The organism is Streptomyces sp. SID5469 (assembly GCF_009862865.1).
In the GTDB taxonomy this organism is placed as follows: Bacteria; Actinomycetota; Actinomycetes; order Streptomycetales; family Streptomycetaceae; genus Streptomyces; species Streptomyces avermitilis.
Window position 1 is genome coordinate 2,450,194 of the sequence record NZ_WWIN01000001.1, and the last position, 26,353, is coordinate 2,476,546.

General features: G+C 70.9%; 23 protein-coding genes. 12 read left to right on the top strand and 11 right to left on the bottom strand.

What is annotated here, in order from left to right; all coding sequences use genetic code 11:
* Positions 1-40: 40 nt before the first annotated feature.
* Positions 41-664: a hypothetical protein gene (locus GTY58_RS10590; RefSeq protein WP_037647287.1), complete on the top strand. Its 624-nt coding sequence runs from the start codon at positions 41-43 to the stop codon at positions 662-664.
* Between the two features lie 141 nt (positions 665-805).
* On the top strand, positions 806-1,228 hold the full coding sequence (locus GTY58_RS10595) for an acyl-CoA thioesterase (RefSeq protein WP_010983451.1): 423 nt from the start codon (positions 806-808) through the stop codon (positions 1,226-1,228).
* Positions 1,229-1,280: 52 nt separating this feature from the next.
* Here GTY58_RS10595 and GTY58_RS10600 read toward each other — a convergent pair whose 3' ends face one another.
* Positions 1,281-1,682: a helix-turn-helix domain-containing protein gene (locus tag GTY58_RS10600; protein WP_010983452.1), complete on the bottom strand. Its 402-nt coding sequence runs from the start codon at positions 1,680-1,682 to the stop codon at positions 1,281-1,283.
* A gap of 101 nt (positions 1,683-1,783) precedes the next feature.
* On the opposite strand from GTY58_RS10600, the gene GTY58_RS10605 reads away from it, so the two are divergent.
* The 3 genes from GTY58_RS10605 (at position 1,784) to GTY58_RS10615 (ending at position 6,569) form a co-directional block, all read left to right on the top strand.
* A complete protein-coding gene (locus tag GTY58_RS10605) occupies positions 1,784-3,244 on the top strand; it encodes an MFS transporter (protein ID WP_010983453.1) in 1,461 nt (486 codons plus the stop codon).
* A gap of 195 nt (positions 3,245-3,439) precedes the next feature.
* On the top strand, positions 3,440-5,626 hold the full coding sequence (locus tag GTY58_RS10610; protein WP_010983454.1) for an alpha-N-acetylglucosaminidase: 2,187 nt from the start codon (positions 3,440-3,442) through the stop codon (positions 5,624-5,626).
* Between the two features lie 127 nt (positions 5,627-5,753).
* Entirely contained in the window at positions 5,754-6,569 is an 816-nt protein-coding gene (locus GTY58_RS10615; protein ID WP_010983455.1) for a chitosanase, read from the top strand.
* 106 nt (positions 6,570-6,675) lie between these two features.
* On the opposite strand, the gene GTY58_RS10620 is transcribed toward GTY58_RS10615, so the two are convergent.
* From GTY58_RS10620 to GTY58_RS10650, 7 genes are all read right to left on the bottom strand, one after another.
* Positions 6,676-8,049 (bottom strand): nucleobase:cation symporter-2 family protein, encoded by a 1,374-nt coding sequence (locus GTY58_RS10620; RefSeq protein WP_042492921.1) that lies wholly within the window; start codon positions 8,047-8,049, stop codon positions 6,676-6,678.
* A gap of 284 nt (positions 8,050-8,333) precedes the next feature.
* The gene (locus tag GTY58_RS10625; RefSeq protein ID WP_010983457.1) at positions 8,334-9,713 is read right to left on the bottom strand and encodes an 8-oxoguanine deaminase; all 1,380 of its coding nucleotides are present in this window, start codon (positions 9,711-9,713) and stop codon (positions 8,334-8,336) included.
* Positions 9,714-9,847: 134 nt separating this feature from the next.
* Positions 9,848-10,795 (bottom strand): factor-independent urate hydroxylase, encoded by a 948-nt coding sequence (pucL, locus tag GTY58_RS10630; protein ID WP_010983458.1) that lies wholly within the window; start codon positions 10,793-10,795, stop codon positions 9,848-9,850.
* 6 nt (positions 10,796-10,801) lie between these two features.
* Positions 10,802-11,209 (bottom strand): hydroxyisourate hydrolase, encoded by a 408-nt coding sequence (gene uraH / locus GTY58_RS10635; RefSeq protein WP_010983459.1) that lies wholly within the window; start codon positions 11,207-11,209, stop codon positions 10,802-10,804.
* Positions 11,206-11,724, bottom strand: coding sequence for a 2-oxo-4-hydroxy-4-carboxy-5-ureidoimidazoline decarboxylase (gene uraD / locus GTY58_RS10640; protein ID WP_010983460.1), 519 nt, complete (start codon positions 11,722-11,724; stop codon positions 11,206-11,208). The genes uraH and uraD overlap by 4 nt, the downstream gene beginning before the upstream one ends.
* A gap of 196 nt (positions 11,725-11,920) precedes the next feature.
* Positions 11,921-12,289, bottom strand: coding sequence for a helix-turn-helix domain-containing protein (locus GTY58_RS10645; protein WP_010983461.1), 369 nt, complete (start codon positions 12,287-12,289; stop codon positions 11,921-11,923).
* Positions 12,286-12,537 carry a hypothetical protein gene (locus GTY58_RS10650; RefSeq protein ID WP_010983462.1) on the bottom strand — a complete coding sequence of 84 codons (252 nt, stop codon included), beginning with the start codon at positions 12,535-12,537 and terminating at the stop codon, positions 12,286-12,288. Before GTY58_RS10650 ends, GTY58_RS10645 begins: the two co-directional genes overlap by 4 nt.
* Before the next feature lie 322 nt (positions 12,538-12,859).
* Here GTY58_RS10650 and GTY58_RS10655 point away from each other — a divergent pair, with 322 nt between their 5' ends.
* From GTY58_RS10655 to GTY58_RS10675, 5 genes are all read left to right on the top strand, one after another.
* Complete coding sequence (locus GTY58_RS10655; RefSeq protein ID WP_010983463.1) at positions 12,860-14,371, top strand: subtype B tannase; 1,512 nt, start codon at positions 12,860-12,862, stop codon at positions 14,369-14,371.
* A 196-nt stretch (positions 14,372-14,567) separates the two neighbouring features.
* Positions 14,568-15,425 carry a TIM barrel protein gene (locus GTY58_RS10660; protein ID WP_010983464.1) on the top strand — a complete coding sequence of 286 codons (858 nt, stop codon included), beginning with the start codon at positions 14,568-14,570 and terminating at the stop codon, positions 15,423-15,425.
* A gap of 119 nt (positions 15,426-15,544) precedes the next feature.
* Positions 15,545-16,462 carry a 2-hydroxy-3-oxopropionate reductase gene (locus GTY58_RS10665; RefSeq protein ID WP_010983465.1) on the top strand — a complete coding sequence of 306 codons (918 nt, stop codon included), beginning with the start codon at positions 15,545-15,547 and terminating at the stop codon, positions 16,460-16,462.
* 161 nt (positions 16,463-16,623) lie between these two features.
* Positions 16,624-18,081 carry a catalase gene (locus GTY58_RS10670; protein ID WP_010983466.1) on the top strand — a complete coding sequence of 486 codons (1,458 nt, stop codon included), beginning with the start codon at positions 16,624-16,626 and terminating at the stop codon, positions 18,079-18,081.
* A gap of 313 nt (positions 18,082-18,394) precedes the next feature.
* Positions 18,395-18,631, top strand: coding sequence for a hypothetical protein (locus GTY58_RS10675; RefSeq protein WP_010983467.1), 237 nt, complete (start codon positions 18,395-18,397; stop codon positions 18,629-18,631).
* 371 nt (positions 18,632-19,002) lie between these two features.
* On the opposite strand, the gene gcl is transcribed toward GTY58_RS10675, so the two are convergent.
* Positions 19,003-20,787 carry a glyoxylate carboligase gene (gcl, locus tag GTY58_RS10680; protein ID WP_010983468.1) on the bottom strand — a complete coding sequence of 595 codons (1,785 nt, stop codon included), beginning with the start codon at positions 20,785-20,787 and terminating at the stop codon, positions 19,003-19,005.
* 296 nt (positions 20,788-21,083) lie between these two features.
* Here gcl and GTY58_RS10685 point away from each other — a divergent pair, with 296 nt between their 5' ends.
* Positions 21,084-22,070 carry a hypothetical protein gene (locus tag GTY58_RS10685; RefSeq protein ID WP_171033201.1) on the top strand — a complete coding sequence of 329 codons (987 nt, stop codon included), beginning with the start codon at positions 21,084-21,086 and terminating at the stop codon, positions 22,068-22,070.
* Between the two features lie 19 nt (positions 22,071-22,089).
* Here the strand turns inward: GTY58_RS10685 and GTY58_RS10690 are convergent, their stop codons facing one another.
* Together GTY58_RS10690 and GTY58_RS10695 are read right to left on the bottom strand one after the other, a co-directional pair.
* Entirely contained in the window at positions 22,090-23,712 is a 1,623-nt protein-coding gene (locus GTY58_RS10690; protein WP_010983470.1) for an AMP-binding protein, read from the bottom strand.
* On the bottom strand, positions 23,709-25,388 hold the full coding sequence (locus GTY58_RS10695) for an AMP-binding protein (protein ID WP_010983471.1): 1,680 nt from the start codon (positions 25,386-25,388) through the stop codon (positions 23,709-23,711). Before GTY58_RS10695 ends, GTY58_RS10690 begins: the two co-directional genes overlap by 4 nt.
* 102 nt (positions 25,389-25,490) lie before the next feature.
* On the opposite strand from GTY58_RS10695, the gene GTY58_RS10700 reads away from it, so the two are divergent.
* A complete protein-coding gene (locus GTY58_RS10700) occupies positions 25,491-26,330 on the top strand; it encodes a helix-turn-helix transcriptional regulator (protein WP_010983472.1) in 840 nt (279 codons plus the stop codon).
* The last annotated feature ends 23 nt before the right edge of the window (positions 26,331-26,353 follow it).

The following is a 26,353-nucleotide window of genomic DNA, read 5'->3' on the forward strand; positions in this document are numbered from 1 at the left end:
GCAGGCCGCCCGCCGAGAGGACGAAGGAAGGAGCGCCGCCGTGACCCGACCGCCGACCGCCGCGCAGCGGCGCGTCATCGAGGCCGCCGATCCCGTCACCGGGCGACTGAAGGGGACCGAGGCCCAGCTCGCCGCCCTGGTGAAGCGAGGACTCGCCTTCCGGCATCCGCGGCCGCCGCACGACCACTTTCTGACGCCCGCCGGGCATCGCATACGTGAAGCTCCCGAGCCGGTCGTCGAGACACCCGCGCCGGCCGAGGCCGGGTCCGGCGTGTTCGCCGCGCGGATCGGCGGCGAGGAGGGCGAGGCCGGCCCTTCCCGCCTCCGCGAGGTGCACAGTGCCTGGCAGGGGCTCCTGGAGTTGCGCCGGATGACCAGCCCGGACGGTGCCGTCGACCGTCCGTGCGGGTGGGAGCGTGCGCATCTGGTGCAGGCCGCCGCGCTCGCGCTGGAGGCCGCGGGGCACCGGCCGGCAGGCACGGACGGTGGTGGGTACCGGGTGCGCGCGACTCCCCAGCCGGAGGCGGTCGCGGTACAGGAGCCGGACCCGGAGGCGTTGCGCGCCTGCGCGGCCACGCTGGAGAAGGCGGGCTGGCAGGTCGGCGAGCACGCGGAGCCGCGCACGGGGGCGCGGTATGTGCTGGCCTCACCGAGGCGCGTATGAGGTCTCGCCCCGGCGGCCCGAAGCCCGAAGCCCGAAGCCCGAAGCCCCAAAGAGCCTACGGGGCAAGGGAATTGGAGATCCCTCGCTCACTAGTGCTCCGTTAGTGTTGCGTCCGTCCTGATCGTCGTAGAGGGGGAAGTCGTGGCAGAGCCGTTTTCCGTAGCAGTGACTGTCCGCGGGTACGAGACCGATGTGCAGGGACACCTCAACCAGAGCGTGTATCTCCAGTACGCGGAGCACGCCCGCTGGTCGCTGCTGCACGCGGCCGGGATCAGCCAGACGGAGCTGACAGGCAAGGGCGTGGGTCCGGTGACCCTGGAGACCACCATCCGCTACAAACGGGAGCTGCGCGCGGGGGACGAGGTCGAGGTGACGTGCGGCTTCGTCTGGGGCGAGGGCAAGAGCTTCCGCGTCGAGCAGACGATCCGGAAGACGGACGGCACGGTGTCCGCCGAGCTGACGGCGGTCGGCGGACTGCTGGACCTCAAGGAGCGCAGGCTGGTCGCGGACCCACGCGAGTACTTCCGCGCACTGGCCGCCGACCCGGGTTTGTTCGACCTCTGACCGTCAATCACGACCCCGCGCCCGCCGTGTTGTAGAGCGGGTGCGCGGCCTCCTACCCATCCAGCAGTTCCGGCCGGTGCCGGGCGTCGTAGGCCGCGCGCGACTGTGCGACGGTGACCCGGTGCCGCTCGGCCCAGTCCGTCAGCGACAGCAGGGTCGCGTGCAACTCCCCTGCCACCGGGGTGAGTTCGTACTCGACCTTCGGCGGCACCGTCGAATGGACGGTGCGCGTCACGAGCCCGTCCCGCTCCAGGTTGCGCAGGGTCAGCGTGAGCATCCGCCGGCTGATGCCCTCGATGCTGCGCTCCAGCTCGGTGAAGCGGATCGGCCCGTGCGCGGCCGCGACGATGATCTGCACGCTCCACTTGCCGGCGACCCTGTCAAGAACTTCGCGGACGGGGCACGCGTGCGCGTTCACGACCTGCGCCGTAACAGCGGTGTTCCCTTGGGACATTCAGGTGCCTCCTTATGCCGGTATCCATGGTCACCCACGATGTACTCCGTTACAAGTCGTGCACCTAAGGTGCTTTCGGAGACCACGGAGGTCAGCCAGCCATGTCGTTCCTGATCGAGTCCCGCACGCGACAGCGACAGCGAACGCCCTCCCGGTGGGCGTCCCTGGTCGTCCTGTGCGCGGGTACGTTGATGACGGTCCTGGACGGCAACGTCGTGACCGTGGCCATGCCCGCGATCCAGGGCGACCTCGGCTTTTCGGGCCCTGGGCTCGCCTGGGTGGTGAACGCGTATCTGATCCCGTTCGGCGGACTGCTCCTGCTGGTCGGCCGCCTGGGCGACCTCGTGGGCGGCAAGCGGATGTTCACGGCGGGGCTCGCCGTCTTCACCGTGGCGTCCGTGCTGTGCGGGGTCGCCACCAGCCAGGCCACGCTGGTCGCGGCCCGCGCCCTGCAAGGGATCGGCGGAGCGATGACCTCGGCCGTCGTCCTCGGCATGCTCGTCGCCCTCTTCCCCGAACCGCGTGAACAGGCCCGTGCCATCGCGGTGTTCAGCGCGGTAGGCGCGGCGGGCGGGGCGCTCGGCACATTCCTGGGCGGTGCGCTGACCCAGGCCCTGAACTGGCACTGGATCTTCCTGATCAACCTGCCGATCGGCGTACTGGCCTGGCTCGCCGCCCTGCGGTTCCTCGCCCCGGAGCGGGGTGCCGGGCTCGGCAGGGGCGCCGACTACCCGGGCGCGGCGCTGGTCACGGGCGCGCTGATGCTCACGGTGTACGCGATCGTCGGCGCCGGCGACCGCGGGCTCGCCGGCACGCTGGTCCTCGCGGCGGTCTCACTCGCCCTCTTCTCCGCGTTCACCGTCCGCCAGGCCCGAGCCCCTCGCCCCTTGCTCCGTCTGCGCCTGTTCCGCTCGCGCGTGCTGACCGGCGCGAACGCCGTGCAGGTCCTGATGATCGGGGGGATGTTCGGCTTCCAGTACATCGGCGCGCTCTATCTCCAACGCGTCCTTGGATACGGTGAGTTGCTCACCGGAACGGCTTTCCTGCCGGCGCCGATCGCGATCGGGGTGCTGATGCTGGGCCTGTCGGCGCGGACGATCGCCCGCTTCGGCCCGTACCGTGTGCTGCTCTCGGGTCTCGTGCTCATCTCCGCCGGAATGGCCCTGCTGAGCCGTGCGCCGGTCGACGGCACCTACCTCGCCGACGTCCTGCCACCGCTGCTTCTCCTGGCCGCCGGTTTCGCTGCTGCCATGCCCGCCGTGACGGGGCTCGCGATGTCGGGCGCCCGTGCGGAGGACGCCGGACTCGCCTCCGGGCTCTTCAACACCACACAGGTGGTGGGCGGTTCGCTGGGTCTCGCGGTGCTGACGACCCTGGCGGCGAGCCGCACCGACCATCTGCGGCACGGGGGCGCCGACCTCGTGGCGGCCACCGCGTCCGGCTACCGGCTGGCGTTCATGGTGGCGACGGGCATCGCCGTGGCGGCGCTGGTGCTGGCGGCGGGGGTGCTGCGAACGGAGCGTGCCACCTCGGGGCAGCCCCCGGCGAACACCCCCAGGTGATCCGCACCCACGCGTCACAGCACGTACGCCGCCGGCCCCGCTCCCCCATCTGGCCGGAACGTGCGCTCAGACCGCGGCCCAGCGGGTATCCCTGCACACGGCGATCCCCGCACACGGCGTCACCGCACCCGCACACGATCCCTTCCATGCCCACGGACCCGCCCACCACCCCCACCGCGGAACGAGGGAGACCCCATGCCGCTGGCGCGCCGCGTCCTCCTGACCGCTCTCGCCGCCGGGTCCGCGGGCGCCGCCGTCGCCTGTGACCCGGCCTCGGCCGACGGAGCGCCCGCGGCGGGCTCGGCCGCGACGGCCGCCCGCCGGCTCCTCCCCCGTCACTGGCGGCAGCTGACGTTCCGCACGGCGGGCGGACGCGACACGTTCCAGGTGTCCGGCCGTACGGGCCGCGTCACCGTCACGGGCGGCACACCGGCGACCCAGCTCACGGGGCTGAACTGGTACTTGAGGAACATCGCGGACGCCGACATCAACTGGGCGGGCAGGCAGCTCCGCCTGCCCCGCGCACTGCCGGGCCTCGCCGGCACAGTGACCCGGCGCGCGAACGTCCCGCACCGCTTCGCCCTCAACGACACGAACGACGGCTACACGGGCCCGTACCACGACTGGACGTACTGGGAGCGTGAGCTCGACGTACTGGCCCTGCACGGCTACAACGAAGTGCTCGTCCAAACGGGCGCGGACGCGCTCCACCACCGGGTGTTCCAGGAGTTCGGGTACACCGACGAGGAGCTGCGGAAGTGGATTCCGGGGCCGGCCCATCAGCCCTGGTGGCTGCTGCAGAACCTCTCCGCCTTCCCCGACCCCGTCTCACAACAGCTCCTCGACGCCCGGGCCGCGCTCGGCCGGCGCATCGCGAACCGGCTGCGGGAGCTGGGCATGACACCGGTGTTCCCCGGCTACTTCGGCACGGTTCCGCCGGGCTTCGCCGACCGCAACGCGGGTGCGCACACCGTCCCGCAGGGCACCTGGATGGGCTTCGCCAGGCCCGACTGGCTGGACCCGCGCACCGAGCACTTCACACGGGTGGCCGCGGCCTTCTACCGGATCCAGGACGAGATGTTCGGCGGCGCCTCGACCCGCTACAAGATGGACCTGCTGCACGAGGGCGGCAGCCCCGGTGACGTGCCCGTCGGCGACGCGGCGAAGGGCGTCGAGAGGGCGTTGCGGGCCGCGCACCCGGGCGCCGTATGGGTGATCCTGGGCTGGCAGCACAACCCGCCCAGGGCGATCGTCGACGCCGTGGACAAGGACCGGATGCTCGTCGTGGACGGCCTCTGTGACCGCTTCCCGAAGGTCACCGACCGCGAGGCGGACTGGCACGGCACCCCGTACGCCTTCGGCTCGATCTGGAACTTCGGCGGCCATACGACCCTGGGCGCGAACACTCCCGACTGGGCTTCGCTGTACGAGCGGTGGCGCACCAGGCCGGGCAGCACCCTGCGCGGTGTCGCTCTGCTCCCGGAGGCCGCGGACAACAATCCGGCCGCCTTCGCCCTGTTTTCCGAACTCGCCTGGCGCGAGGGCGACTTGGACCTGCGCGCATGGTTCGCGCGGTGGGCGCGCTCGCGCTACGGGGGACGCGATCCACATGCGGAGGCCGCCTGGGACATCCTGCGCCGGACCGCGTACGGCACCACGCGCGCCGACTCGTGGAGCGAGGGCGCGGACGGGCTGTTCGGGGCGCGCCCCTCCCTCGCGGCGACGAAGGCGGCTTCCTGGTCGCCGAAGCGCCTCCGTTACCGGCCCGAGGAGTTCGAACCGGCGCTTGGCGAGCTCCTGAAGGTGCGGCCGGGGCTGCGCGGCTCGTCGGCGTACCGCCGCGACCTGCTCGACGTGGCCCGCCAGGCACTCTCCAACCGCAGCCGGGTACTCCTCCCGCAGATCAGGACGGCGTACGAGGCCAAGGACACCGCCCGCTTCGACCGGCTGACCGGCGTCTGGCTGGCCCTGATGGACCTGCTGGAGGCACTCCTGGCCACCGACTCCCGTCATCTGCTGGGCCGTTGGGTGGCCGACGCGCGGGCGTGGGGTGCGAGCGCGGCGGAGCGGGACCGGCTCGCGTACGACGCCCTCTCGCTGCTGACCGTGTGGGGCACCCGCGCGGGTGCGGACGCCGGGCTGCGCGACTACGCCAACCGCGAGTGGGCGGGACTGGTCGGCGGGCTGTACCGGCTGCGCTGGTCGACGTACTTCGCGGAGCTGCGGTCGGCGTCGCGGGAGGGACGCACGCCGAAGAAGACCGACTGGTTCGCCCTGGAAGATCGCTGGACCCGGAATCCCGGGGGCCTGGCGACGCGGCCCACGGGTGACACGTACCAGGCCGCCGTCCGGGTGCACGAACGGCTGACCGCCGAGCGATAGCCGGGGCGGCCGGGGGCGGCACGGGAACCGACTCAGCTTTCTTGACGGGTATACGTCACCCTCGAACTCTGGTAGGAAACTTTCCTAACAGTACGCGGAACGACGAACTCCCCCTCTTGGAGGTACCGTGCACTCCCCCCACATACGCACCTCACGCCGCACCCTGCTCGCCCTGATCGGAGCCTCACTGGTGGCAGGCCCACTCGTCGCGAACCAGTCCGCGACCGCCGCACCCGTCGGCCTGGACGACCCGGCGAAGAAAGAGATCGCCATGAAGCTCGTGTCCAGCGCGGAGAACTCCTCGCTGGACTGGAAGGCCCAGTACAAGTACATCGAGGACATCGGCGACGGCCGCGGCTACACCGCCGGGATCATCGGCTTCTGCTCCGGCACCGGCGACATGCTCGACCTCGTCGAGCTCTACACCCAGCGCAAGCCGGGGAACGTCCTGGCCACGTATCTGCCCGCCCTGCGCAACGTCAACGGCGGCGACTCGCACCAGGGCCTGGACCCGGGCTTCCCCGGCGACTGGCGCCGCGCGGCCCAGGACTCGGCGTTCCAGCAGGCCCAGAACGACGAACGCGACCGCGTCTACTTCGACCCGGCCGTCCGGCAGGGGAAGGCGGACGGTATCGGCGTACTCGGACAGTTCACGTACTACGACGCCATCGTCATGCACGGGGACGGCGGTGACAGCACCAGCTTCAGCAGCATCCGCGGGCGCGCCCTGGCCAAGGCCGAGCCGCCGGCGCAGGGCGGCAACGAGGTGACGTACCTGAACGCCTTCCTCGACGCCCGGGTCTGGGCGATGCGGCAGGAGGAGGCCCACTCGGACACCAGCCGGGTCGACACCGCCCAGCGGGTCTTCCTGACGAAGGGCAACCTGAACCTGGATCCGCCACTGGACTGGAAGGTGTACGGGGACAGCTACCACATCGGCTGACCCCCGCGCGAGGCCGCGGCCGAGGCGCACGGCCGGGACGCCGCGGCTCCGTGCCGGACACGGAGCCGCGCGCGAGCCCGGACACGCAAGGCGCCTGCGAGCCGGGTCAGTGTGCCGTCACCGCGGAAGGCCCCGCGGCCGGGGAGCCGGCCCCGCCCCGCTGCCCGGCGATCTCCTCGCCCGGCTCCATCGGCGCCGTCACCTCGTCGTCCCCCTGGCGCCTGCCCAGATGGTTGAAGAGGAGGTTCAGCACCACGGCCGCCACGCACCCGGTCGAGATCCCCGAGTCCAGGACGATCTTCGCCGTCTGCGGGAACGCGTGGTAGAACTCCGGCGCGGTGATCGGGATGATGCCGACCGCCAGTGACACCGCCACGATCAGGACGTTGTTGTCCTTCTCCAGGCCGGCCCGGACCAGGGTCTGGATGCCGCTGGCCGCGACCGAGCCGAACAGGACGACGCCCGCGCCGCCGAGGACGGGCCGGGGCACGACCGCGATCAGCGAGGCGGCCACGGGACACAGGCCCATCAGGACCAGGAAGCCGCCGCCGGTGGCGACGACGTACCGGCTGCGGATCCTCGTCATCGCGACCAGGCCGATGTTCTGCGCGAAGGCGCTGCACATGAACCCGTTGAAGAGGGGGCTGAGGGCCGAGCCGAGGGTGTCGGCGCGCAGACCGGCGGCGATGGTCCGCTCGTCGGCGGGGCGTCCGACGATCTCCCCCAGCGCCAGCATGTCCGCCGTCGACTCGGTCATCGAGACCACCATGACCACGCTGAGGGAGAGGATCGCGGCGAGCTGGAACCGCGGTGCGCCGAAGTGGAACGGCGTCGGGAAGCCGATCAGGTCCGCTCCGGCCACCGGGCCGAAGTCCGTGACGCCGAGGGGTATCGCGAGCAGCGTGCCGATGACCAGGCCGAGCAGGACGGCGATCTGCTTGACGAAGCCGTGGGTGAAGCGGCGAAGGAGCAGCACGATCACGAGAGTCGCGGCGGCGAGCCCCAGGTAGGTCGTCGAACCGTAGGAGTCCGCCGTGGGGTCGGGGCCCTGGGCCCAGCCGAAGGCGACGGGCAGCAGGGACACGCCGATGAGGGTGATCACGGTGCCGGTGACGACCGGCGGGAAGAAGCGGACGGCCTTGCTGAAGAAGGGGGCCGCGACGAAGCCGAGGGCGCCGGCGACGATCACCGCGCCGAAGATGATCGGGAGGGCGTCGGACCTGTCCTTGGTGGAGGCGACGATCGCGGTCATGGGGGCGACGCCGGCGAAGGTGACGCCGTTGACGAACGGAAGCCGGGCACCGATCTTCCAGAAGCCGAGGGTCTGGAGGAAGGTGGCGAGGCCCGCGGTGAACAGGCAGGCGCCGGTGAGGAAGGTCAGCTCGGTGCCGGAGAGGCCCGCGGCCGCGCCGACGATCAGGGGTGGGGCGACGACGCCGGCGTACATGGCGGCCACGTGCTGGAGGCCGCTGGTCGTCATCTTCAGAAGCGGGAGCTTCTCGTCAACTGGATGCCGGGGCTGGTCGGTTGGGACTGCATCGGTGCTGGGCGATGGCTGGGCGGCCACGGCGGCTCCTCCGGTCGGGTGCACGTCGTCGTCGACGTGGGTTTCAGGGAGGTGATGCGCGGTCGTGCGGGACCGGGACGGACACCGTTCCGGGGCGCGCACAGCCATGCGCGCCCCGGACGCGGCCGCCATGAACCCCGCTCGGGTCCACGGCTACCGGCCGAGGGCCGTCCCCCTCGGCCGGAGATCTCCGGTTGTCAGGCCTGCGCGGCGATCCGCGCCAGCCGCTGCGCCTCTTCCCGCGTGGAGCGGGCGACGGCGTCCTCGTCGACGTGCAGCAGCCGGCTGTTCTCGACGACCGGCTCGCCGCCCACGAGGGAGAGCGTGACCGGAGCCGCGGCGCCGAAGACCAGGGCGGTCACCGGGTCGGCGATCGAGGCGTGGGCGAGCGTGTCGAGCTTCCACAGCACCAGGTCGGCCAGCTTGCCCGTCTCCAGGGAGCCGATCTCGGCTGCCCGGCCCAGGACTTGGGCGCCTCCGTAGGTGCCGAGGCGCAGTGCCTGACGGGCGTTCAGGGCGGCTTCGCGGTGGGCGCCGAGACGGTTGATGAGGAGGGCGTTGCGCAACTCGGTGTGCAGCTCGCCGGATTCGTTGGAGGCCGTGCCGTCGACGCCGAGGCCGACGGGGACGCCCGCCGCCAGCATGTCGGGGACCCGGGCGATCCCGGCCGCGAGGCGGGCGTTGGACGACGGGCAGTGGGCGACACCGGTCTTCGTACGGGCGAAGGCGGCGATGTCGGAGTCGTTCATGTGGACGCAGTGCGCCATCCACACGTCCTCGCCGAGCCAGCCGGTGGACTCGAAGTAGTCGGTCGGGCCCATGCCGAACAGTTCCTTGCAGAACTGCTCCTCCTCGACGGTCTCCGAACCGTGGGTGTGCAGCCTTACTCCCTTGCGGCGCGCCAACTCGGCACCTTGCGTGAGGAGTTCGGTGGATACGGAGAACGGGGAGCAGGGCGCGACGGCGATCTGGGTCATCGCGTCGAAGGACGCGTCGTGGTGCTCGTCGATGGTCGCCTCGGTGGCGGCCAGCGCCCCTTCGAGGGTCTCGACGGCGAAGTCCGGCGGCAGACCGCCGTCCTTCTCACTGCGGTCCATGGAGCCGCGGGCGAGGGTGAAGCGGACACCCGTCTCCCGGGCGGCGCGGATGATCGCGCCGGACAGGTCGCCGGAGCCCTTCGGGTACACGTAGTGGTGGTCCATGGCGGTGGTGACACCGCCGCGGGCCATCATGGCGAGGGAGCCCTGCGCGGCCGAGTGCACCATCCGCTCGTCGATGCGCGCCCAGGTCGGGTAGAGCGCGACGAGCCAGTTGAAGAGGTTGTGGTCCGTGGCCAGGCCCCGGGTGATCCACTGGTAGAAGTGGTGGTGCGTGTTGACCAGGCCGGGGGTCACGAGGTGGCCGGTGGCGTCGATACGGCGTACGACGTTCTCCAGGTCCTCGGGGGCCTTGCCCGCGCCGAGCGACTCGATGCGGCCGCCTGCGACGACGATGTGTCCGGAGGCGTACTCGGTGTCGTCCGCGTCGACGGTCGCGATCGCACAGTTCTCGATGACGATGCGCCGGGCTGCTGCCATGGTTCGTCCTTTTCCCTCTGTGAACAGGGCACGGCAGGACCCTAGGAGTTTTGAGTGCCGCGGCCGGGAGGCCACGGGTGCCGAAGGAAGGTGTTTTCGGGTGCCCCCGGCCGGCCGGGGGCACCCCGGGTACGTCAGAGGTTGGTGAGGTCCACCGGGATCTTCGCCTCGCAGCCGTCCCGCAGGACGGTCGCCTCGATCAGGCCGTAGGGCCGGTCGGCGGCGAAGTACACCTCATTGTCGTTCTTGAGCCCGAACGGCTCCAGGTCCACCAGGAAGTGGTGCTTGTTCGGAAGCGAGAAGCGGACCTCGTCGATCTCGCTGCGGTGGTTGATGATCCGCGAACCCATCTGGTACAGGGTCTGCTGGAGGGAGAGGGAGTACGTCTCGGCGAAGGCCTGGAGCATGTGCTTCCTGGTCTGCTCGTAGGACTTCTCCCAGTGGGGCATCTTCCGCTCGTCGTCAGACCAGTTGAAGCGCCAGCGGGCAGCGACCTGGGTGGCGAGGATACGGTCGTACGCCTCGGGGAGCGTCGTGTACTTGTCCTTGACGTAGCCCCAGAACTCGGAGTTGGTCGAGTTCATCACGACGAGGTCCTTGAGGCCGGAGATGACCTCCCAGGACGAGCCGTCGTAGGTGATCTGGGTGACGCGGGTCTCCTGGCCCTTGCGGACGAAGGAGTGCTTGACCTCGTCGGCGCCGATGAACCTGGAGTTGGCGTCGGAGGCCTCGATCCGCTCCCAGGTGTACTCCTCGATGCGGATACGCGCGGTCTTGATCGGCTCCTGGCTCGTCACGAAGTGCCGGGCGAGGTGGATGCCGAACTGCTCGGCGGACTCGATGCCGTGCTCCTTGGCGAACGCGTACACCGTGTTCTTGGTGGTGTCGGTCGGCAGGACGTTGGCGTTCGAGCCGGAGTAGTGGACCTCGTCCATGTCGCCGGAGAGCGCGACGGAGACGTTCAGGTCCTTGATGTGGTGGGTGGCGCCGTCCCGCGTGATCTTCACGACTCGGTTCTCGGCCTTGCCGTACTGGTTCTGGCCCAGCATCACAGGGCGGCCGGGGCGGGAATCGTCTGTCATCTTCTGCTAGCTCCCTCGGTAAACGGAGTAGCCGAACGGGTTGAGCAGCAGCGGTACGTGGTAGTGCTCGCCGGGCTTCACGGCGAAGGTGATCGCCACCTCGGGGAAGAACGCACCGCTGTCCCGATTCGCGGGGGCGTCCTGCTGCGCATCGGCTTGCTTCTTCTCGAAGTACGGTTCGACGGCGAAGTCGAGCCGTACGTGGGTGGTCCCGGCCGGCAGGGCCGGGAGGTCCTTGCACCGCCCGTCGGCGTCGGTCGCGGAGCCGCCGAGCGCCTGCCAGTCTCCCCCTTGCCCGTAGGAGGCGGAGCGCCCCGAGCGGGCGGCGAGCTGGACGGCGACGCCCGCGGCGGGGCGGCCGATGCTGGTGTCCAGGATGTGCGTGGACACCGAGGCGGTGGTGCTGGTGCTCATGCGTGTGCGTCCTCTTCGACGAGTCGGGCCAGGCGGATGCGGTTGATCTTGCCCAGCTCGGTGCGGACGATCTCCCGCTCCCGCTCCGGCGCGTTGCCGATCCGCTCCCTGACCGCGTCGCGCATCTGCTCGCCGGTGCGGCCGGTCGCGCAGATCAGGAAGACATGACCGAACTTCTCCTGGTACGCCAGGTTCAGTTCGAGCATGTCCGCCTTGAGTTCCTCGGAGGCGCCGGCCATGCCGCGCTGCTCCCGGGCCGAGGTCGGGTCGCCGGGCTTGGGGCGGCCGATCGGCGGGTGCCCGGCCATCGCCTGCGCCAGGTCCGCGGCGGTCAGTTCGGCCATCGCGGCGTCACTCGCGGTGTAGAGGTCGTCGGCGGTGGCGTACGGGCGGGCGGCGATCAGCCGCCTCGCCCACGTCGTGGAGGCGCACGCCTCGTGGAGGGCGGCGAGCGCCGCGTGCTCCCCCAGGTCGTTGAACCGGGCGAGGCCCGGCGGCGTGGAAGTCGAAGTCACGGGAGCCTCCGTGGCCTTGTACTGAACGGGCTGCCGCCAGCTAACGCCCTCCGCGACACGACGTCAACAGTTTGTTGAAAATTCTGGGTAACAGAGGCGCCGTCCGGATGCCGGGCGGCGACTCGCCACCCGGCCGGGCAGCACATCCCCGGTCAGACCCGTTCGCCCGGGCTCGTGCCAGCCAGGGCCCTTCCGGTCAGGCCTCTTTCTCGCGATTGAGGTAGTTGTAGACGGTGAAGCGACTGACGCCCAGGGCGCTCGCCACGGTCTCGACGCCGTGCCGCACCGAGAAGGCGCCGCGCGCTTCGAGAATCCGCACGACCTCCTGCTTGGACTTGCGGTCCAGGTCGGCCAGCGGTTTGCCCTTCTTGCGCTCCATGGCGGCCAGGATGTGGTCGAGGGAGTCGGCCAGCTGCGGCAGACGTACGGCGACCACGTCGACGCCCTCCCAGGAGAGCACGACGTCGTCGACGCCGGCCTCGTCGGGCGGAAGCATCTCGCCACCCATGGCGTCGACCAGCGGCTTCACGGCCGCGATGAACGGCTCGTCCCCGTTGCCGGTCACCTATCACCCTCCCCGATCACGTTGACCTGGAGCGACACACGGGTGGCACCCGCCTCCAGGGCCTTGCGCAGCAGGGCGTCCACGGCGGTGAGCACCGCGTCGGCGCCACCCTCCGCCGTGTTGCCGAACGGGCCGACGTCCACCGCGTCCAGCTCGGCCGCCTCGACCACCTCACGGGCCACCAGCGCGTGCGCGGGCGCCTCGTCGAGATCGAAGGGCTCGGTCGTGAACTCCACTCGCAATCGCACACTGCCCCCAGGACAACGTTCTGACCTGCGACTTCCACCGCAAGCCCAGCTATTTCACGGCAACGGACCGGGTGCGTCCGCCACGAGGCGACCCTAGCCGACACGGGGTTCCATCCGGCTCCGACTCCGCAAGGGCGACGAACTCGCCCTCCATGAGCGGCACTTCCCGGCCCCCGGACGCCCGGACGGAACGCTGACGCAAACCCTTCCCTAACGTTGACAACATTGTTGACGATCTGTCGCGCCGACGCATAGGTTCGCATCCGCCGGAAGCGGCCCCTCGCCTTCCGGCACGCCCCCACCCCGGAAGAGAGAAGACGCGATGAAGCGCAGGCAGATGGTGAAGGCGCTGGCCGGAACAGCCGCCCTACCGGCGGTTGTGGGCGCGGCCGGCGGTGCCCGGGCCGCCGGCTCCGGGGCGGCCTCCACCTCGACCGGGGCGGTCTCCGCCGCCACCAGGACGAAGGGCTCGGACCCCCTGGCATTCGACCCGGCGAACTACACCACCCTCACCACGACCGTCGCCACGAGCGACGGCGACAAGGCGGTGACGTACCGGTTCTTCAAGGCGGTCACCTATGTCGCCGACCCGGTCGACGTGACGTACCAGAGCCTCAACGTGAGCGTCCCGGTGGAGATCGACGGCAAGGCGGTCGATGCCTCCCACGCGCCGATCGTCTTCAGCAACGCGGTCGGCGGCTACATGCCGTCCTCCACGGCCGGCAACACCGGCATCGGACAGGGGGTCAACGCGAAGCTGTCACTCGCGTCCGGCTTCGTCGTGGTGGACCCGGGCGCCCGCGGCCGGACCCTGGTCGACACCGCCGGCGTCTACTACGGCGTCGCCCCGGCCGCGATCGTCGACCTCAAGGCGGCGATCCGCTATCTCCGCCACAACAAGGGCCGCGTCCCGGGCGACACCGACCGCATCGTCGCCACCGGCGTCAGCGCGGGCGGCGCCCTCACCTCACTGCTCGGCGCGTCCGGCGACAGCGACCGCTACGCCCCCTACCTTCAGGAGCTGGGCGCGGCCGACGCGAGCGACGCCGTCTTCGCCGCCGCCCCGTACTGCCCGATCACGGACCTCGAGCACGCCGACATGGCGTACGAGTGGAACTGGGGCACCAACCCGCTCCCCACCGGCGCACAGGTCGATCAGACCCTCTCCAAGGAGCTCCGGAGCGGGTTCGCCGAGTACCAGGCGTCGCTGAACCTCCGGGGCAAGAACGGCTTCGGCCGCATCACCGCGCGCAACTACGACGCGTACATGGTCAAGACACACCTGGAGCCGTCGGCCACCAGGTACCTCGGCGCCCTGCCGGACGCGGACCGCGCCGCGTACCTGACCGCCAACCCGTGGATCACGTGGTCCGGCGGCAGGGCGTCCTTCGGCTGGGGCGACTTCCTCACCCACGTCGGCGCCCGCAAGAAGAACGTCCCGTCCTTCGACACCTTCACCCTGGCCGCCCCCGAGAACAACCTGTTCGGCGTGGCCACCACCAAGGCACGCCACTTCACACAGTGGAGCCTGCGCAAGGCCACCGGCGACGACGGCGCCCGCCTCGACGCGGACCTGCCCGAGAAGATCGACCTGATGAACCCGATGTACTTCATCGAGCATCAGAACCCGGGCCGGTCCCGGCACTGGTTCATCCGCGTGGGCACCAAGGACAGCGACACCTCGCTGACCGTCGTCGGCAACCTCACCGCCGGCCTGGAGAACCTCGGCGACGACGTCGACACGTACATGTACTGGGACGGCGGGCACGGCGCGAACCAGGACGCCCCCGACTTCATCACCTGGATCCGCTCGGTCAGCGGGTACGCGAAGTAGCCACCGGCCTTGCCACTCCTGAAGCCCGGCACGCGGGAAGCGTGCCGGGCTTCGGCCGTGTGCGCCGCCGTTTTCCACCGGCCCCCTCTTGACAAGCGTGAACCCCCGACGGCAATCTTCCATTAAGCAGAAATGAACTTCCGTAATGCGGAATTCAAAAAGGGAACTACGACCACGGAAGGGAGCGCCGGACCATATGCCGGGTCTTGAACGGGGCACCGCCGCGGAGCAGCGCTTCAACGTCAATCTGTCGATCCTCTTCACGGAACTCCCGCTCCTGGAGCGCCCCGCGGCCGCCGCCGCGGCGGGCTTCACCGCGGTCGAGCTGTGGTGGCCCTGGGTCGACTCCCCCACCCCCGACCAGTCCGAGCTCGACGCCCTGAAGAAGGCGATCGAGGAGGCGGGCGTCCAGCTGACGGGCCTGAACTTCTACGCGGGCCGGCTGCCGGGCCCGGACCGCGGCGCCCTGTCGATCCCCGGCGAGGAGTCGGAGCGGTTCCGCGCCAACATCGACGTGGCCGCCGACTTCGCCCGCTCGCTCGGCTGCACGGCGCTCAACGCCCTGTACGGCAACCGGGTGGAGGGCGTGGACCCGGCCGAGCAGGACGCGCTCGCCCTGGAGAACCTGGTCCTCGCGGCCCGGGCCGCCGACCGGATCGGCGCGATCCTGCTGATCGAGACCCTCAACCAGCCGGAGTCGCCGCGCTATCCGTTGGTGAGCGCCCCGGCCGGCATCGGGATCGTCGACCAGGTCAACGAGGCGACCGGTCTCGGCAACGCCAGGTTCCTGATGGACCTGTACCACCTGTCCATGAACGGCGAGGACCTGCCGCGGGTGATCGCCGCGTACGCGGCGAAGACCGGCCATGTGCAGATCGCCGACAACCCCGGCCGCGGCGCCCCGGGCACGGGCACGCTGCCGCTGAAGGAGCTGCTCGGGCAACTCCGCAAGGCCGGGTACGAGGGCTGGGTCGGCCTGGAGTACAAGCCGGGCGACCGTCCGAGCGCCGAGGCCTTCGACTGGCTGCCGGCCGAGGCCCGCGCCGCCCGCTGAGCGGCCACCCCGTCACCGCGCGCCCGTGCAGCGCGCGGCAACGCACTGTCGTATCGCCGTAGTTAGCGCGCGGCAACGCACTGCCGTATCGCCGTAGTCGTAGTCAGAGAGGCACCCTCATGAGCAGCAACCCCGCACCTTCCCCCCGCCCGGCCCGCCCGCTGGTCGCGTGGATCGGTCTCGGCATCATGGGCTCCCCGATGTCCGAGAACCTGATCAAGGCCGGGTACGACGTCACCGGCTTCACCCTGGAGCAGGACAAGCTGGACCGGCTGACCGCCGCCGGCGGCACCGCGGCCGGATCGATCGCCGAGGCCGTGCGCGACGCCGACGTCGTCATCACGATGGTGCCCGCCTCCCCGCAGGTCGAGGCCATCTCGTACGGCCCCGACGGCATCCTCGAGAACGCGAGGTCCGGCGCCCTGCTGATCGACATGTCGTCGATCACCCCGCGGACCTCCGTGGACCTGGCCGAGGCCGCGGCCGCGAAGGGCATCCGCGTCCTGGACGCCCCGGTGTCCGGCGGCGAGGCCGGTGCGGTCGAGGCCGTGCTGTCCATCATGGTCGGCGGCGAGCAGGCCGACTTCGACGAGGCGAAGCCGGTCTTCGAGGCGCTCGGCAGGACCATCGTGCTGTGCGGTCCGCACGGTGCGGGCCAGACCGTGAAGGCCGCGAACCAGCTGATCGTCGCCGTGAACATCCAGGCGTGCGCCGAGGCCGTGGTCTTCCTGGAGAAGTCGGGCGTGGACCTGAAGGCGGCGCTCGACGTCCTGGGCGGCGGCCTCGCCGGCTCCACCGTGCTGACGCGGAAGAAGGACAACTTCCTCCACCGTGACTTCAAGCCGGGCTTCCGCATCGATCTGCACCACAAGGACATGGGCATCGTCACGGACGCCGCCCGCGCCGTGGGCGCGGCCCTGCCGGTCGGCGCGGTGGTGGCCCAGCTGGTGGCCGCGCTGCGCGCACAGGGGGACGGCGGGCTGGACCACTCGGCCCTGCTGAGGTCCGTGGAGCGCCTCTCGGGCGCGCGGCTCTGAGACCTCCGGGCGGCGCCGCCGCTGACATCTGTCCCGTCGCGCCCAAGCGGTGGCGCCGCCCGGAACCAACTTCAACAAAGTGTTGACGCCTAGAAGGTCCCATACCTAGGCTCCACGAAGCGGAAGAAGGTTTCCGCTGCCCCTCGCATGGAAGGTGCACGATGTCGAAGCGCGTGCTTACGACCGAGTCCGGCGCCCCGGTCGCCGACAACCAGAACTCAGCCACCGCCGGCGTCGGTGGTCCGCTCCTGCTCCAGGACCAGCACCTCCTGGAGAAGCTCGCCCGGTTCAACCGCGAGCGCATTCCGGAGCGCGTGGTGCACGCCCGCGGCTCCGGCGCGTACGGCCACTTCGAGGTGACCGACGACGTCACCGGCTTCACGTACGCCGACTTCCTGAACACGGTCGGCAAGCGCACCGAGGTCTTCCTGCGATTCTCGACGGTGGCCGACAGCCTGGGCGGCGCGGACGCGGTCCGTGATCCGCGCGGCTTCGCGGTCAAGTTCTACACGGAGGAGGGGAATTACGACCTCGTAGGCAACAACACTCCCGTCTTCTTCATCAAGGACCCGCTCAAGTTCCCCGACTTCATCCACTCCCAGAAGCGCGACCCGTTCACGGGCAAGCAGGAGCCGGACAACGTCTGGGACTTCTGGGCGCACAGCCCCGAAGCGACGCACCAGGTGACCTGGCTGATGGGCGACCGCGGCATCCCGGCCTCGTACCGTCATATGAACGGCTACGGCTCGCACACCTACCAGTGGACGAACGCCGAGGGGGAGGCCTTCTTCGTCAAGTACCACTTCAAGACGAACCAGGGCATCCGCAGCCTCTCCGCCGAACAGGCTCAGGAGATCGCGGGCACGGATCCGAACTCCCACCAGACGGACCTGCTCCAGGCCATCGAACGGGGTGTGCGCCCGTCCTGGACGCTGTACGTGCAGATCATGCCGGCGGCGGAGGCGGCGGAGTACCGCTTCAACCCGTTCGACCTCACGAAGGTGTGGCCGCACACGGACTACCCGCTCCAGCGGGTGGGCCGCCTGGTCCTGGACCGCAACCCGGACAACGTGTTCGCGGAGGTGGAGCAGGCGGCCTTCTCCCCGAACAACTTCGTGCCGGGCATCGGCCCCTCCCCGGACAAGATGCTCCAGGGCCGCCTGTTCGCGTACGCGGACGCCCACCGTTACCGCCTCGGCGTCAATCACACGCAGCTCGCGGTCAACGCCCCGAGGGCGACGGTCGTGAGCAACTACGGCCGTGACGGCCTCATGGCCTCCCCCGCACAGGGCCGCGCCGCGAAGAACTACGAGCCCAACTCGTACGACGGCCCGGCCGAGACCGGCCGGCCGCTGTCGGCCCCGCTGGCGGTGACCGGCCACACGGGCACGCACGAGGCCCCGCCGCACACCAAGGACGACCACTTCTTCCAGGCGGGCGAGCTGTACCGCCTGATGTCGGCCGAGGAGCGGTCCCGGCTGGTCGCGAACATCGCCGGTGGCCTCTCGCAGGTCTCCCGCGACGACGTGATCGAGAAGAACCTCACCCATTTCCACGCCGCGGACCCGGAGTACGGGACGCGTGTGGAGGAGGCGGTCCGCGCCCTGCGCGAGGACTGAATCCCCGGACGGCGCCCGGGTCCCGACAGGAGGTCGGACCCCGGGCGCACCGCCCGCGACGGTCGAGCGACCCGGAAGAGGGGTGGTCGCCCCACACCGCGCGGGCACGGCGAGGACCGCGGCGGTATGCGAGCCAGTGCGGTGGTGAAGGTCCCGCGGCCTCCTTCTCGACCTGAGGGAAGAAGGCCACGGCTCCGTCGCAGCCGCCGCGGTCCCAGCCAGGCCTCTGAGCGCCGGATACGGACGGTCCCGTATCCGGCGCTCCCTGGCGTTTCCGGGTGCGGATCCGTCCCGGCGGCGCGAGCCTGAAGGCATGGAACACGCGACGAAGTATCCGCACATAGTGGTGCATCCACCGGCCCTGGACGGATCCCGGCGGGTCACCGCGGGCGACGCGCCCCTCGGGATCGCCTCCCATCTGGACGATGTCATCGAGATCCTGCGCATGGCCGACCTGGACCGGATCGAGGTCGAGGAGAGCGACCTCATCGAATGGCAGGGCGGCGGGCCGGACGACTGGCCGGGACTGTCGGAGCACGAGGACGACTGAGAAGACGACTGAGAACACGTACGCCACTCGGCGTACGTGTCCTACGGAACCCTCAAATCAAGCTCTGAACAACGGTCAAAGGGCTTCAACCAACCCCGGGCGAGGGCACATCCTCGACACATGAGGCCCGCCGGCACGGGGGCGGCGGGCCTCTGGTACGGGGGTACGGGGGTACGGGGGATCAGCCCGGGGACGCGGCCCGTGGGGGCGGGCCGCGTCGCGGGGAACGGCAGGAGCACCGGGATGTCGAGGGCGGCAAGGCCGGTCGGGGCCGGCCGCCCGCGCACGGAGGAGGGGCGGCTCTCCCCCGGATGAGCCGCCCCTGTCGAGAAACCCCCGCCTGACCCCCGTGTCAGGCCTGTGTCCCGCTATCAGACCTTCAGCGTCCTGATCGAGGTCGGGGCGTGCCCGGGCTCGGTCGCCACCTCCTCGAACTCCACGACGTCGCTGATGTCGTTCGTCCTGCTCATCGCGATGTTGGTGACCCGCTCCAGGATCGCCTCGACGACGACCGGCACCCGGTACTCCGCGGCGAGCTTCTTGGCCTGCTCGAAGGCGGCGCCCAGCTCGCCGGGGTCGGTGACCCGGATCGCCTTGCAGCCGAGGCCTTCGACGACCTTGACGTGGTCGACGCCGTAGACGCCCAGCTCCGGGGAGTTGATGTTCTCAAACTCCAGGTTGACCTGGAAGTTGATGTCAAGACCGAGCTGTGCCTGCCGGATCAGGCCCAGGTAGGCGTTGTTCACCAGGACGTGGACGTACGGGATCCGGTGCTGCGCGCCGACCGCCAGCTCCTCGATCATGAACTGGAAGTCGTAGTCCCCGGAGAGCGCCACGACCCGTGCCTCGGGGTCGGCCTTGGCGACGCCGAGCGCGGCCGGGACGGTCCAGCCGAGCGGCCCGGCCTGGCCGCAGTTGATCCAGTGCCGCGGCCGGTGGACGTGCAGCAGCTGGGCGCCGGCGATCTGCGAGAGGCCGATGGTGGAGACGTACCGGGTCTGTGGGCCGAAGGCCTTGTTCATCTCCTCGTAGACGCGCTGCGGCTTGATCGGGATGTCGTCGAAGTGCGTACGGCGCTGGAGGGTGGCCCTCCGCTCCTGGGTGGAGGCCGCCCACCCGGACCGGTCGGGCAGCCCGCCCGCGGACTTCAGCTCCCGTGCCACCTCGACGAACAGTTCGAGGGCGGCCTTCGCGTCGGACGCGATGCCGTAGTCCGGGGCGAAGATCCTGCCGATCTGGGTGGGCTCGACGTCGACGTGCACGAACGTCCGGCCGGCCGTGTAGACGTCCAGTCTGCCGGTGTGGCGGTTGGCCCAGCGGTTGCCGATGCCCAGGACGAAGTCGGACTCCAGGAAGGTGGCGTTGCCGTAGCGGTGCGAGGTCTGGAGGCCGACCAGACCGGCGTTCAACTCGTGGTCGTCGGGCAGGACGCCCCAGCCCATCAGGGTCGGGACGACCGGGACCCCCGTCAACTCGGCGAACTCGACGAGGAGTTCGCAGGCGTCGGCGTTGATGACGCCGCCGCCGGCGACGATCAGCGGGCGCTCGGACTCGTTGAGAAGGGTGATCGCCTTCTCGATCTGGGCGCGGGTGGCGGCGGGCCTGTAGACCGCGAGGGGTTCGTACGTCTCCGGGTCGAACTCGATCTCGGTGAGCTGGACGTCGATCGGCAGGTCGATGAGGACGGGCCCGGGCCGGCCGGAGCGCATGAGATGGAAGGCCTGCTGGAAGACGCCGGGAACCTGCGCGGCCTCGAGGACGGTGACGGCCATTTTCGTGACCGGCCTGGCGATCGAGGCGATGTCGACGGCCTGGAAGTCCTCCTTGTGGATCACGGCGGTCGGCGCCTGGCCGGTGATGCACAGAATCGGGATCGAGTCGCCGATGGCGGAGTAGAGACCGGTGATCATGTCGGTGCCCGCGGGGCCCGACGTACCGATGCAGACGCCGATGTTGCCCGGGTGCGCACGGGTGTAGCCCTCGGCCATGTGCGAGGCGCCCTCGACATGGCGGGCGAGGGTGTGATCGATCCCGCCGGAGGCCCTGAGGGCCGCGTAGAAGGGGTTGATCGCCGCGCCCGGGACACCGAACGCGCTGCGGACGCCCTCGCGCTTGAGGATCTCGACTGCCGCACGGGCAGCGGTCATACGAGCCATTGAGTACTCCTGCTTCGGCTGTCGGATTCGCGCTCCCGTCGCGCCCAGCGGAGAGCCATGTTTCCGTCGACTTCTTCATTGTTCCGCATAGTGGAAAGTAACTTCTACTATCTGGAAGCAATGTAGGGGGCGGGGTGAAGAGCGTCAAGAGTGGGGCGAGGTCGGTGCCCCCTCGGGCCGATGCCGGACGCGGTGCCGGGAATCCGGCCCTGGGCGTCACCGCGTTTCGCTGCCGGGAGTGCCGTGACTGGAGGACGATGGAGGCGCTGTCCCGACGTCATCCGGTGGAGTGGGCCATGGCCGAGAGCGTGCCCGTGCGGTGTCCGGTGTGCCGGCGCGAGCACCTGTACGCGACACCGTCCTATCCGTGCGCCTGCGGTGCCCCCGTCGCTCCCCCGCTCGACCGTGCCGCCGCCCCGAGCGCCGTCACCCACCGCACCTGGGACGAGGATTGGGTCACCGTCCGCTGCGGGGCCTGCGGGCGCGAGGACCAGTGGCCGCACCCCGAGCTGGGCTGCCACTGCGGGGTCGTCCTGCGGATTCCGGTGTCGGGCGGGCCGGGTACGCCGGGCCAGGCGCCGCGGCCGGCAGCGGAGGCCGACGACGCTCGCGGGGCGCCCCCCGTCGGAGAACCGGCGGATCCACAGGAGCCGACGCCGGGCCACCACACACCAACGCCGGACGACCACCCGCCGACGCCGGAAGCGCCCGGACCGGCGCCCGGCGCACCGTCCTCGGCGCCCGGCCCCCGCGGCTCAACGCCGGGCCCCCGCCCGTCCGCCGCGAAGCCGGGCGCAGCGGCGGCACCGGGAGGTGCGGCCGGATCCATCCCGCGCATCCCCGGCACGACGCGCCGCTCGCGCCCCCGCCCCGCCGCGCTCCCCCGCGCCACCCCGTCGGCCCGCCCCGCCTTCCAGCCCGTCACCATCCGTACCGCGCGGGACGCCGTGACCGCCGCCGCGCTGTATCTGCGCTGGCTGGGGTACCAGGACGTCCGGCGCGCGGACCAGCGCCCGCCGAACGGGATCGGGCTCGCGGCGCGCGGAATGCTCGCGCAGGTGGACCCGACGGTGCGGCCGGCTTCGCTGCGGGACGTGGAGTGCCTGTGGCTGACGGCCATGACGGAGTCCGCCGGGTGCGTCTACTTCTCCCTCGCGGGCTACGCGGACGACGCCCGCGCCGTCGCCGACCGCCTCGGCGTCCCCCTCTTCGTCCTCGACCTCACGGGCACCCCGCAGCCCGTCAACAGCCTCGCCGACGACCTGGTGGCCACCGGCGCGTGAGGCCCGGCCGGGCGCCGCGTCAGTCGTCCCGCCCCTCCCGCGCCGCCTGCTCCCGCAGTTCGATCTTGCGCACCTTCCCGGACACCGTCATCGGGAAGGAGTCCAGGATCCGCAGCCGACTGGGGATCTTGTAGTGGGCCAGCTGCCCGTCGCAGAAGGCCCACAGCTCCTCCAGCGTCGGCGGGTCGGCCGGATCGCGCGGGATGACGCAGGCCAGGACCTCCTCGCCGTACCGCTCGTGCGGCACGCCGACCACCTGTACGTCGGCGATCTTCGGATGCCCGTACAGGAACTCCTCGATCTCGCGCGGGTAGATGTTCTCCCCACCCCGGATGATCATGTCCTTGATGCGGCCGACGATCTCGACGTACCCGTTCTCGCGCATCACGGCGAGGTCGCCCGTGTGCATCCAGCGCCCCGCGTCCACGGCCTCCGCGGTCTTCTCGGGTTCGTCCCAGTAGCCGAGCATGACGCTGTAGCCGCGGGTGCACAGCTCGCCCGCGGTGCCGCGCGGCACCGTCACCCCGCCTGCCGGGTCGACGACCTTGACCTCGATGTGCGGGAGCACGCGTCCGACGGTGCCGGTGCGGTGCTCCAGGTCGTCGTCGCGGCGCGTCTGCAACGACACCGGCGAGGTCTCCGTCATGCCGTAGCAGATGGACACCTCCGCCATGTGCATCTCGGCGACCACCCGCTTCATCACCTCCACCGGGCAGGGCGAGCCCGCCATGATGCCGGTGCGCAGCGAGGAGAGGTCGTACGACGCGAAGTCCGGGAGGTTCAACTCCGCGATGAACATGGTCGGCACGCCGTACAAGGACGTGCAGCGCTCCCGCTGGACCGCCGCAAGGGTGGCGGCCGGGTCGAAGGAAGGGGCAGGGAGCACGATGCACGCGCCGTGCGACGTGGCGCCCAAAGCTCCCATGACCATGCCGAAGCAGTGATAGAGCGGCACGGGCAGGCACACCCGGTCCTCTTCGGTGTAGCCGACCGTACGGCCCACCCAGTAGCCGTTGTTGAGGATGTTGTGGTGCGAGAGGGTGGCCCCCTTGGGGAAGCCCGTGGTGCCCGAGGTGTACTGGATGTTGACCGGGTCGTCACAGCTCAAGTCGGCCGCGCCGGCGATCAGCCGCTCGTACGGAACCGAGGCCGCGCCCGCCGTCAACGCCTCCCAGGACGGGTCGCCGATGTAGACCGTCTCCCGCAACTCGGGGCATTTCTCACGCACTTGGTCGACCAGGGCGCGGTAGTCGCTGCTCTTGTGCGCGAGCGAGGCGACGAGCACCGAGATCCCCGCCTGCCGGAGGACGTACGCCAACTCGTGGGCGCGATAGGCGGGATTGATGTTCACCATGATCGCGCCGATGCGGGCGGTCGCGTACTGGACGAGCACCCACTCGGGGCAGTTGACCGCCCAGATGCCGACCCGGTCGCCCTTCAGCACGCCCTTGGCGAGCAGCCCCAGCGCCACCTCGTCGACGGCGGCACCGAACTCGGCGTAGGTCCAGCGCCGCCCGGAGGGCACGTCCACGAGGGCGTCACGGTCGGGATACGCGGCGATCGCCCGGTCGAGGTTCGCCCCGATGGTGTCGCCGAGGAGCGGTGTCGTGCTCGTCCCGTGCGCGTACGACAGTTCGGTCACCGGAAGTCCTCCTCGCGGTACTCCTCGGCCGAGCCCGCCGCCGTGGCCTCGCGCAGCTCGATCCGGCGGATCTTGCCGGACACGGTCTTGGGGAGTTCACCGAACTCCAGCCTGCGGATGCGCTGGTACGGCGCCAGGACCGAGCGCGCGTGCTCGAAGAGCACCTTCGCCGTGTCGGGGCCCGGCTCGAAGCCCGCCGCCAGGACGATGTACGCCTTCGGCACGGCGAGCCGCAGCTCGTCCGGCGCGGGCACCACGGCCGCCTCCGCCACCGCCTCGTGCTCCAGCAGCGCGCTCTCCAGCTCGAACGGGGAGATCTTGTAGTCGGAGGCCTTGAAGATCTCGTCGCGCCGGCCCACGAACGTGATGTAGCCGTCCGCGTCGCGCGAACCGATGTCACCGGTCCGGTAGTAGCCGCCTGCCATCGCCTCGGCGGTGCGGTCGGCGTCACCGTGGTAGCCGGTCATCAGACCGACGGGCCGCGCCGAGAGATCCAGCGCGATCTCGCCCTCGTCCACTCCCGGCGCGCCCGACACGGGGTCGAGCAGTTCGACGTGGAACCCGGGGCTCGGCCGCCCCATGGAGCCCGTCTTCAGCTTCTGCCCGGGGCTGTTGGAGACCTGGACCGCCGTCTCCGTCTGTCCGAAGCCGTCCCGGATGGTGACGCCCCAGGCGCGCCGCACCTGTTCGATGACCTCTGGGTTCAGCGGCTCGCCCGCGGCCACCGCCTCGCGCGGCGGGGTCCGCAGCTGGGTCAGGTCGGCCTGGATGAGCATGCGCCAGACGGTGGGCGGGGCGCAGAAGGTGGTCACCCCGGCGCGGTCCATCTCCGTCAGCAGACGGCCCGCGTCGAAGCGCGTGTAGTTGTGCAGGAAGACCGTCGCCTCCGCGTTCCAGGGGGCGAAGAGGTTCGACCAGGCGTGCTTGGCCCAGCCCGGCGAGGAGATGTTCAGGTGGACGTCGCCCGGTTCGAGTCCGATCCAGTACATCGTCGCCAAGTGGCCGATCGGGTACGACACATGGGTGTGCTCGACCAGCTTGGGGTGGGCGGTCGTGCCCGAGGTGAAGTACAGCATCAGCGGATCGTCCGCATGGGTGATGCCGTCCGGCTCGAAGGCCGCGTCGGCCGCGTACGCCTCCTCGTACGACTGCCAGCCGGGCCGCTCGCCGCCGACGGTGATCCGGGTGTAACGGCCGGGCACCTCGTCGAACTTGCCGGTGTCCTCGGCGCGCACCACGACGTGCCGGACGCGTCCCCGCTCGACGCGGTCGCGCAGGTCGGCGGGGCCCAGCAGCGGGGTGGCGGGGATGACGACGGCGCGCAGCTTCATCGCGGCCAGCGCCGTCTCCCACAGCTCCGCCTGGTTGCCGAGCATGACCAGGACGCGGTCCTCCGCCCGGACTCCCCGCGCGCGCAGCCAGTTGGCGACGCGGTCGGAGCGCTCGGACAGCTCGGCGAAGGACAGCCGGGTGGTGGCGCCGTCCTCCTCGACGAGGTGCAGGGCCGTGCGGTCGTTGCCCCGCGCGAGGACGTCGAACCAGTCGAGCGCCCAGTTGAAGTGCTCCGGGCGGGGCCAGCGGAAGCCCTCGTAGGCCGTGGCGTAGTCCTCGCGGTGCGTCAGCAGGAAGTCCCGCGCGGCCCTGAATGCGTCCGTCGCGCTCGTGTTCGCCGTCATGTGTCCTCCTCATTGCCGGACAGCCACCTAACATCGTGTAATCCGTGATGCAGGTCTCACCACCCCCGAACGGGGGGTGCGCCGCGATGAAGGGGCGAGCAGGTGGCAGCAGACGCAGCCGAGGCGGTGGAGGTGCGCGGCGCGTTGCTACGGCTGCGCCGGGCGACGGGGCTCCCGGTCGCCTTCGGTGGACTGGTCGAGCCCGGGCGGCCGCAGATCCGCATCAGCGAACTGTGCGGCCACACGACGCTCGCCCTCAGCTCGCTCGCGGTGGTCTCCGGCAGCGGGCTCGGCGGCAAGGTCGTCGCCCTCTCGCGGCCGTGCGCGGTGACGGACTACTCGACGTCACGGCAGATCAGCCACGAGTACGACGTGGCGGTCGCCGCCGAGGGACTGCGGTCCGTGGTCGCGGTGCCCGTGGTCGTACGCCGTCGGGTGCGCGGTGTGCTGTACGGCGCTCTGCGGGCGGCTCAGCCGCTGGGCGACCGGACGCTCACGGCGGCCGTGGAGGCGGCCCGGGACGTGGAGCAGGCGCTGGTCGTGCGGGACGAGGCGCACAGCCTGATGACGGCCGCGCGGGAACCCGAGACCGCGTCGGGCGCGGCCTGGGAGCAGGTGCGCGAGGCGCACGGGGCGCTGCGGGCACTGGCGCCGCGCCTCATGGACCCGGCACTGCGGGCCGAACTCCTCGAGGTGTGCGGGCAGTTGGCCGGAGCGGCGTCGGCGGAGCCGGCCGCGGCACACGCGCTCGGGCTGGCACCGCGTGAGGTGGATGTGCTGGTGTGCGTCGCGGCGGGGGCGACGAACGCGGTCGCGGCCGAGCGGCTGGGGCTTCGCCCGGAGACCGTGAAGGGGTATCTGCGGTCGGCGATGCGCAAGCTCGGCGCGCACACCCGGCTGGAAGCGGTGGTCGCGGCGCGCCGGGCGGGGGTGCTGCCGTAGCGACTGCCGACGGTGCCGACGGT

What these genes read in the sequence shown, in the direction of transcription:
- GTY58_RS10600 (WP_010983452.1), bottom strand. Translation starts at nt 1,682, where the DNA reads ATGTCCCAAGGGAACACCGCTGTTACGGCGCAGGTCGTGAACGCGCAC.
- GTY58_RS10605 (WP_010983453.1), top strand. Translation starts at nt 1,784, where the DNA reads ATGTCGTTCCTGATCGAGTCCCGCACGCGACAGCGACAGCGAACGCCC.
- GTY58_RS10610 (WP_010983454.1), top strand. Translation starts at nt 3,440, where the DNA reads ATGCCGCTGGCGCGCCGCGTCCTCCTGACCGCTCTCGCCGCCGGGTCC.
- GTY58_RS10620 (WP_042492921.1), bottom strand. Translation starts at nt 8,049, where the DNA reads ATGACGACCAGCGGCCTCCAGCACGTGGCCGCCATGTACGCCGGCGTC.
- GTY58_RS10625 (WP_010983457.1), bottom strand. Translation starts at nt 9,713, where the DNA reads ATGGCAGCAGCCCGGCGCATCGTCATCGAGAACTGTGCGATCGCGACC.
- pucL (WP_010983458.1), bottom strand. Translation starts at nt 10,795, where the DNA reads ATGACAGACGATTCCCGCCCCGGCCGCCCTGTGATGCTGGGCCAGAAC.
- uraH (WP_010983459.1), bottom strand. Translation starts at nt 11,209, where the DNA reads ATGAGCACCAGCACCACCGCCTCGGTGTCCACGCACATCCTGGACACC.
- GTY58_RS10655 (WP_010983463.1), top strand. Translation starts at nt 12,860, where the DNA reads ATGAAGCGCAGGCAGATGGTGAAGGCGCTGGCCGGAACAGCCGCCCTA.
- GTY58_RS10660 (WP_010983464.1), top strand. Translation starts at nt 14,568, where the DNA reads ATGCCGGGTCTTGAACGGGGCACCGCCGCGGAGCAGCGCTTCAACGTC.
- GTY58_RS10665 (WP_010983465.1), top strand. Translation starts at nt 15,545, where the DNA reads ATGAGCAGCAACCCCGCACCTTCCCCCCGCCCGGCCCGCCCGCTGGTC.
- GTY58_RS10670 (WP_010983466.1), top strand. Translation starts at nt 16,624, where the DNA reads ATGTCGAAGCGCGTGCTTACGACCGAGTCCGGCGCCCCGGTCGCCGAC.
- GTY58_RS10675 (WP_010983467.1), top strand. Translation starts at nt 18,395, where the DNA reads ATGGAACACGCGACGAAGTATCCGCACATAGTGGTGCATCCACCGGCC.
- gcl (WP_010983468.1), bottom strand. Translation starts at nt 20,787, where the DNA reads ATGGCTCGTATGACCGCTGCCCGTGCGGCAGTCGAGATCCTCAAGCGC.
- GTY58_RS10685 (WP_171033201.1), top strand. Translation starts at nt 21,084, where the DNA reads ATGGCCGAGAGCGTGCCCGTGCGGTGTCCGGTGTGCCGGCGCGAGCAC.
- GTY58_RS10695 (WP_010983471.1), bottom strand. Translation starts at nt 25,388, where the DNA reads ATGACGGCGAACACGAGCGCGACGGACGCATTCAGGGCCGCGCGGGAC.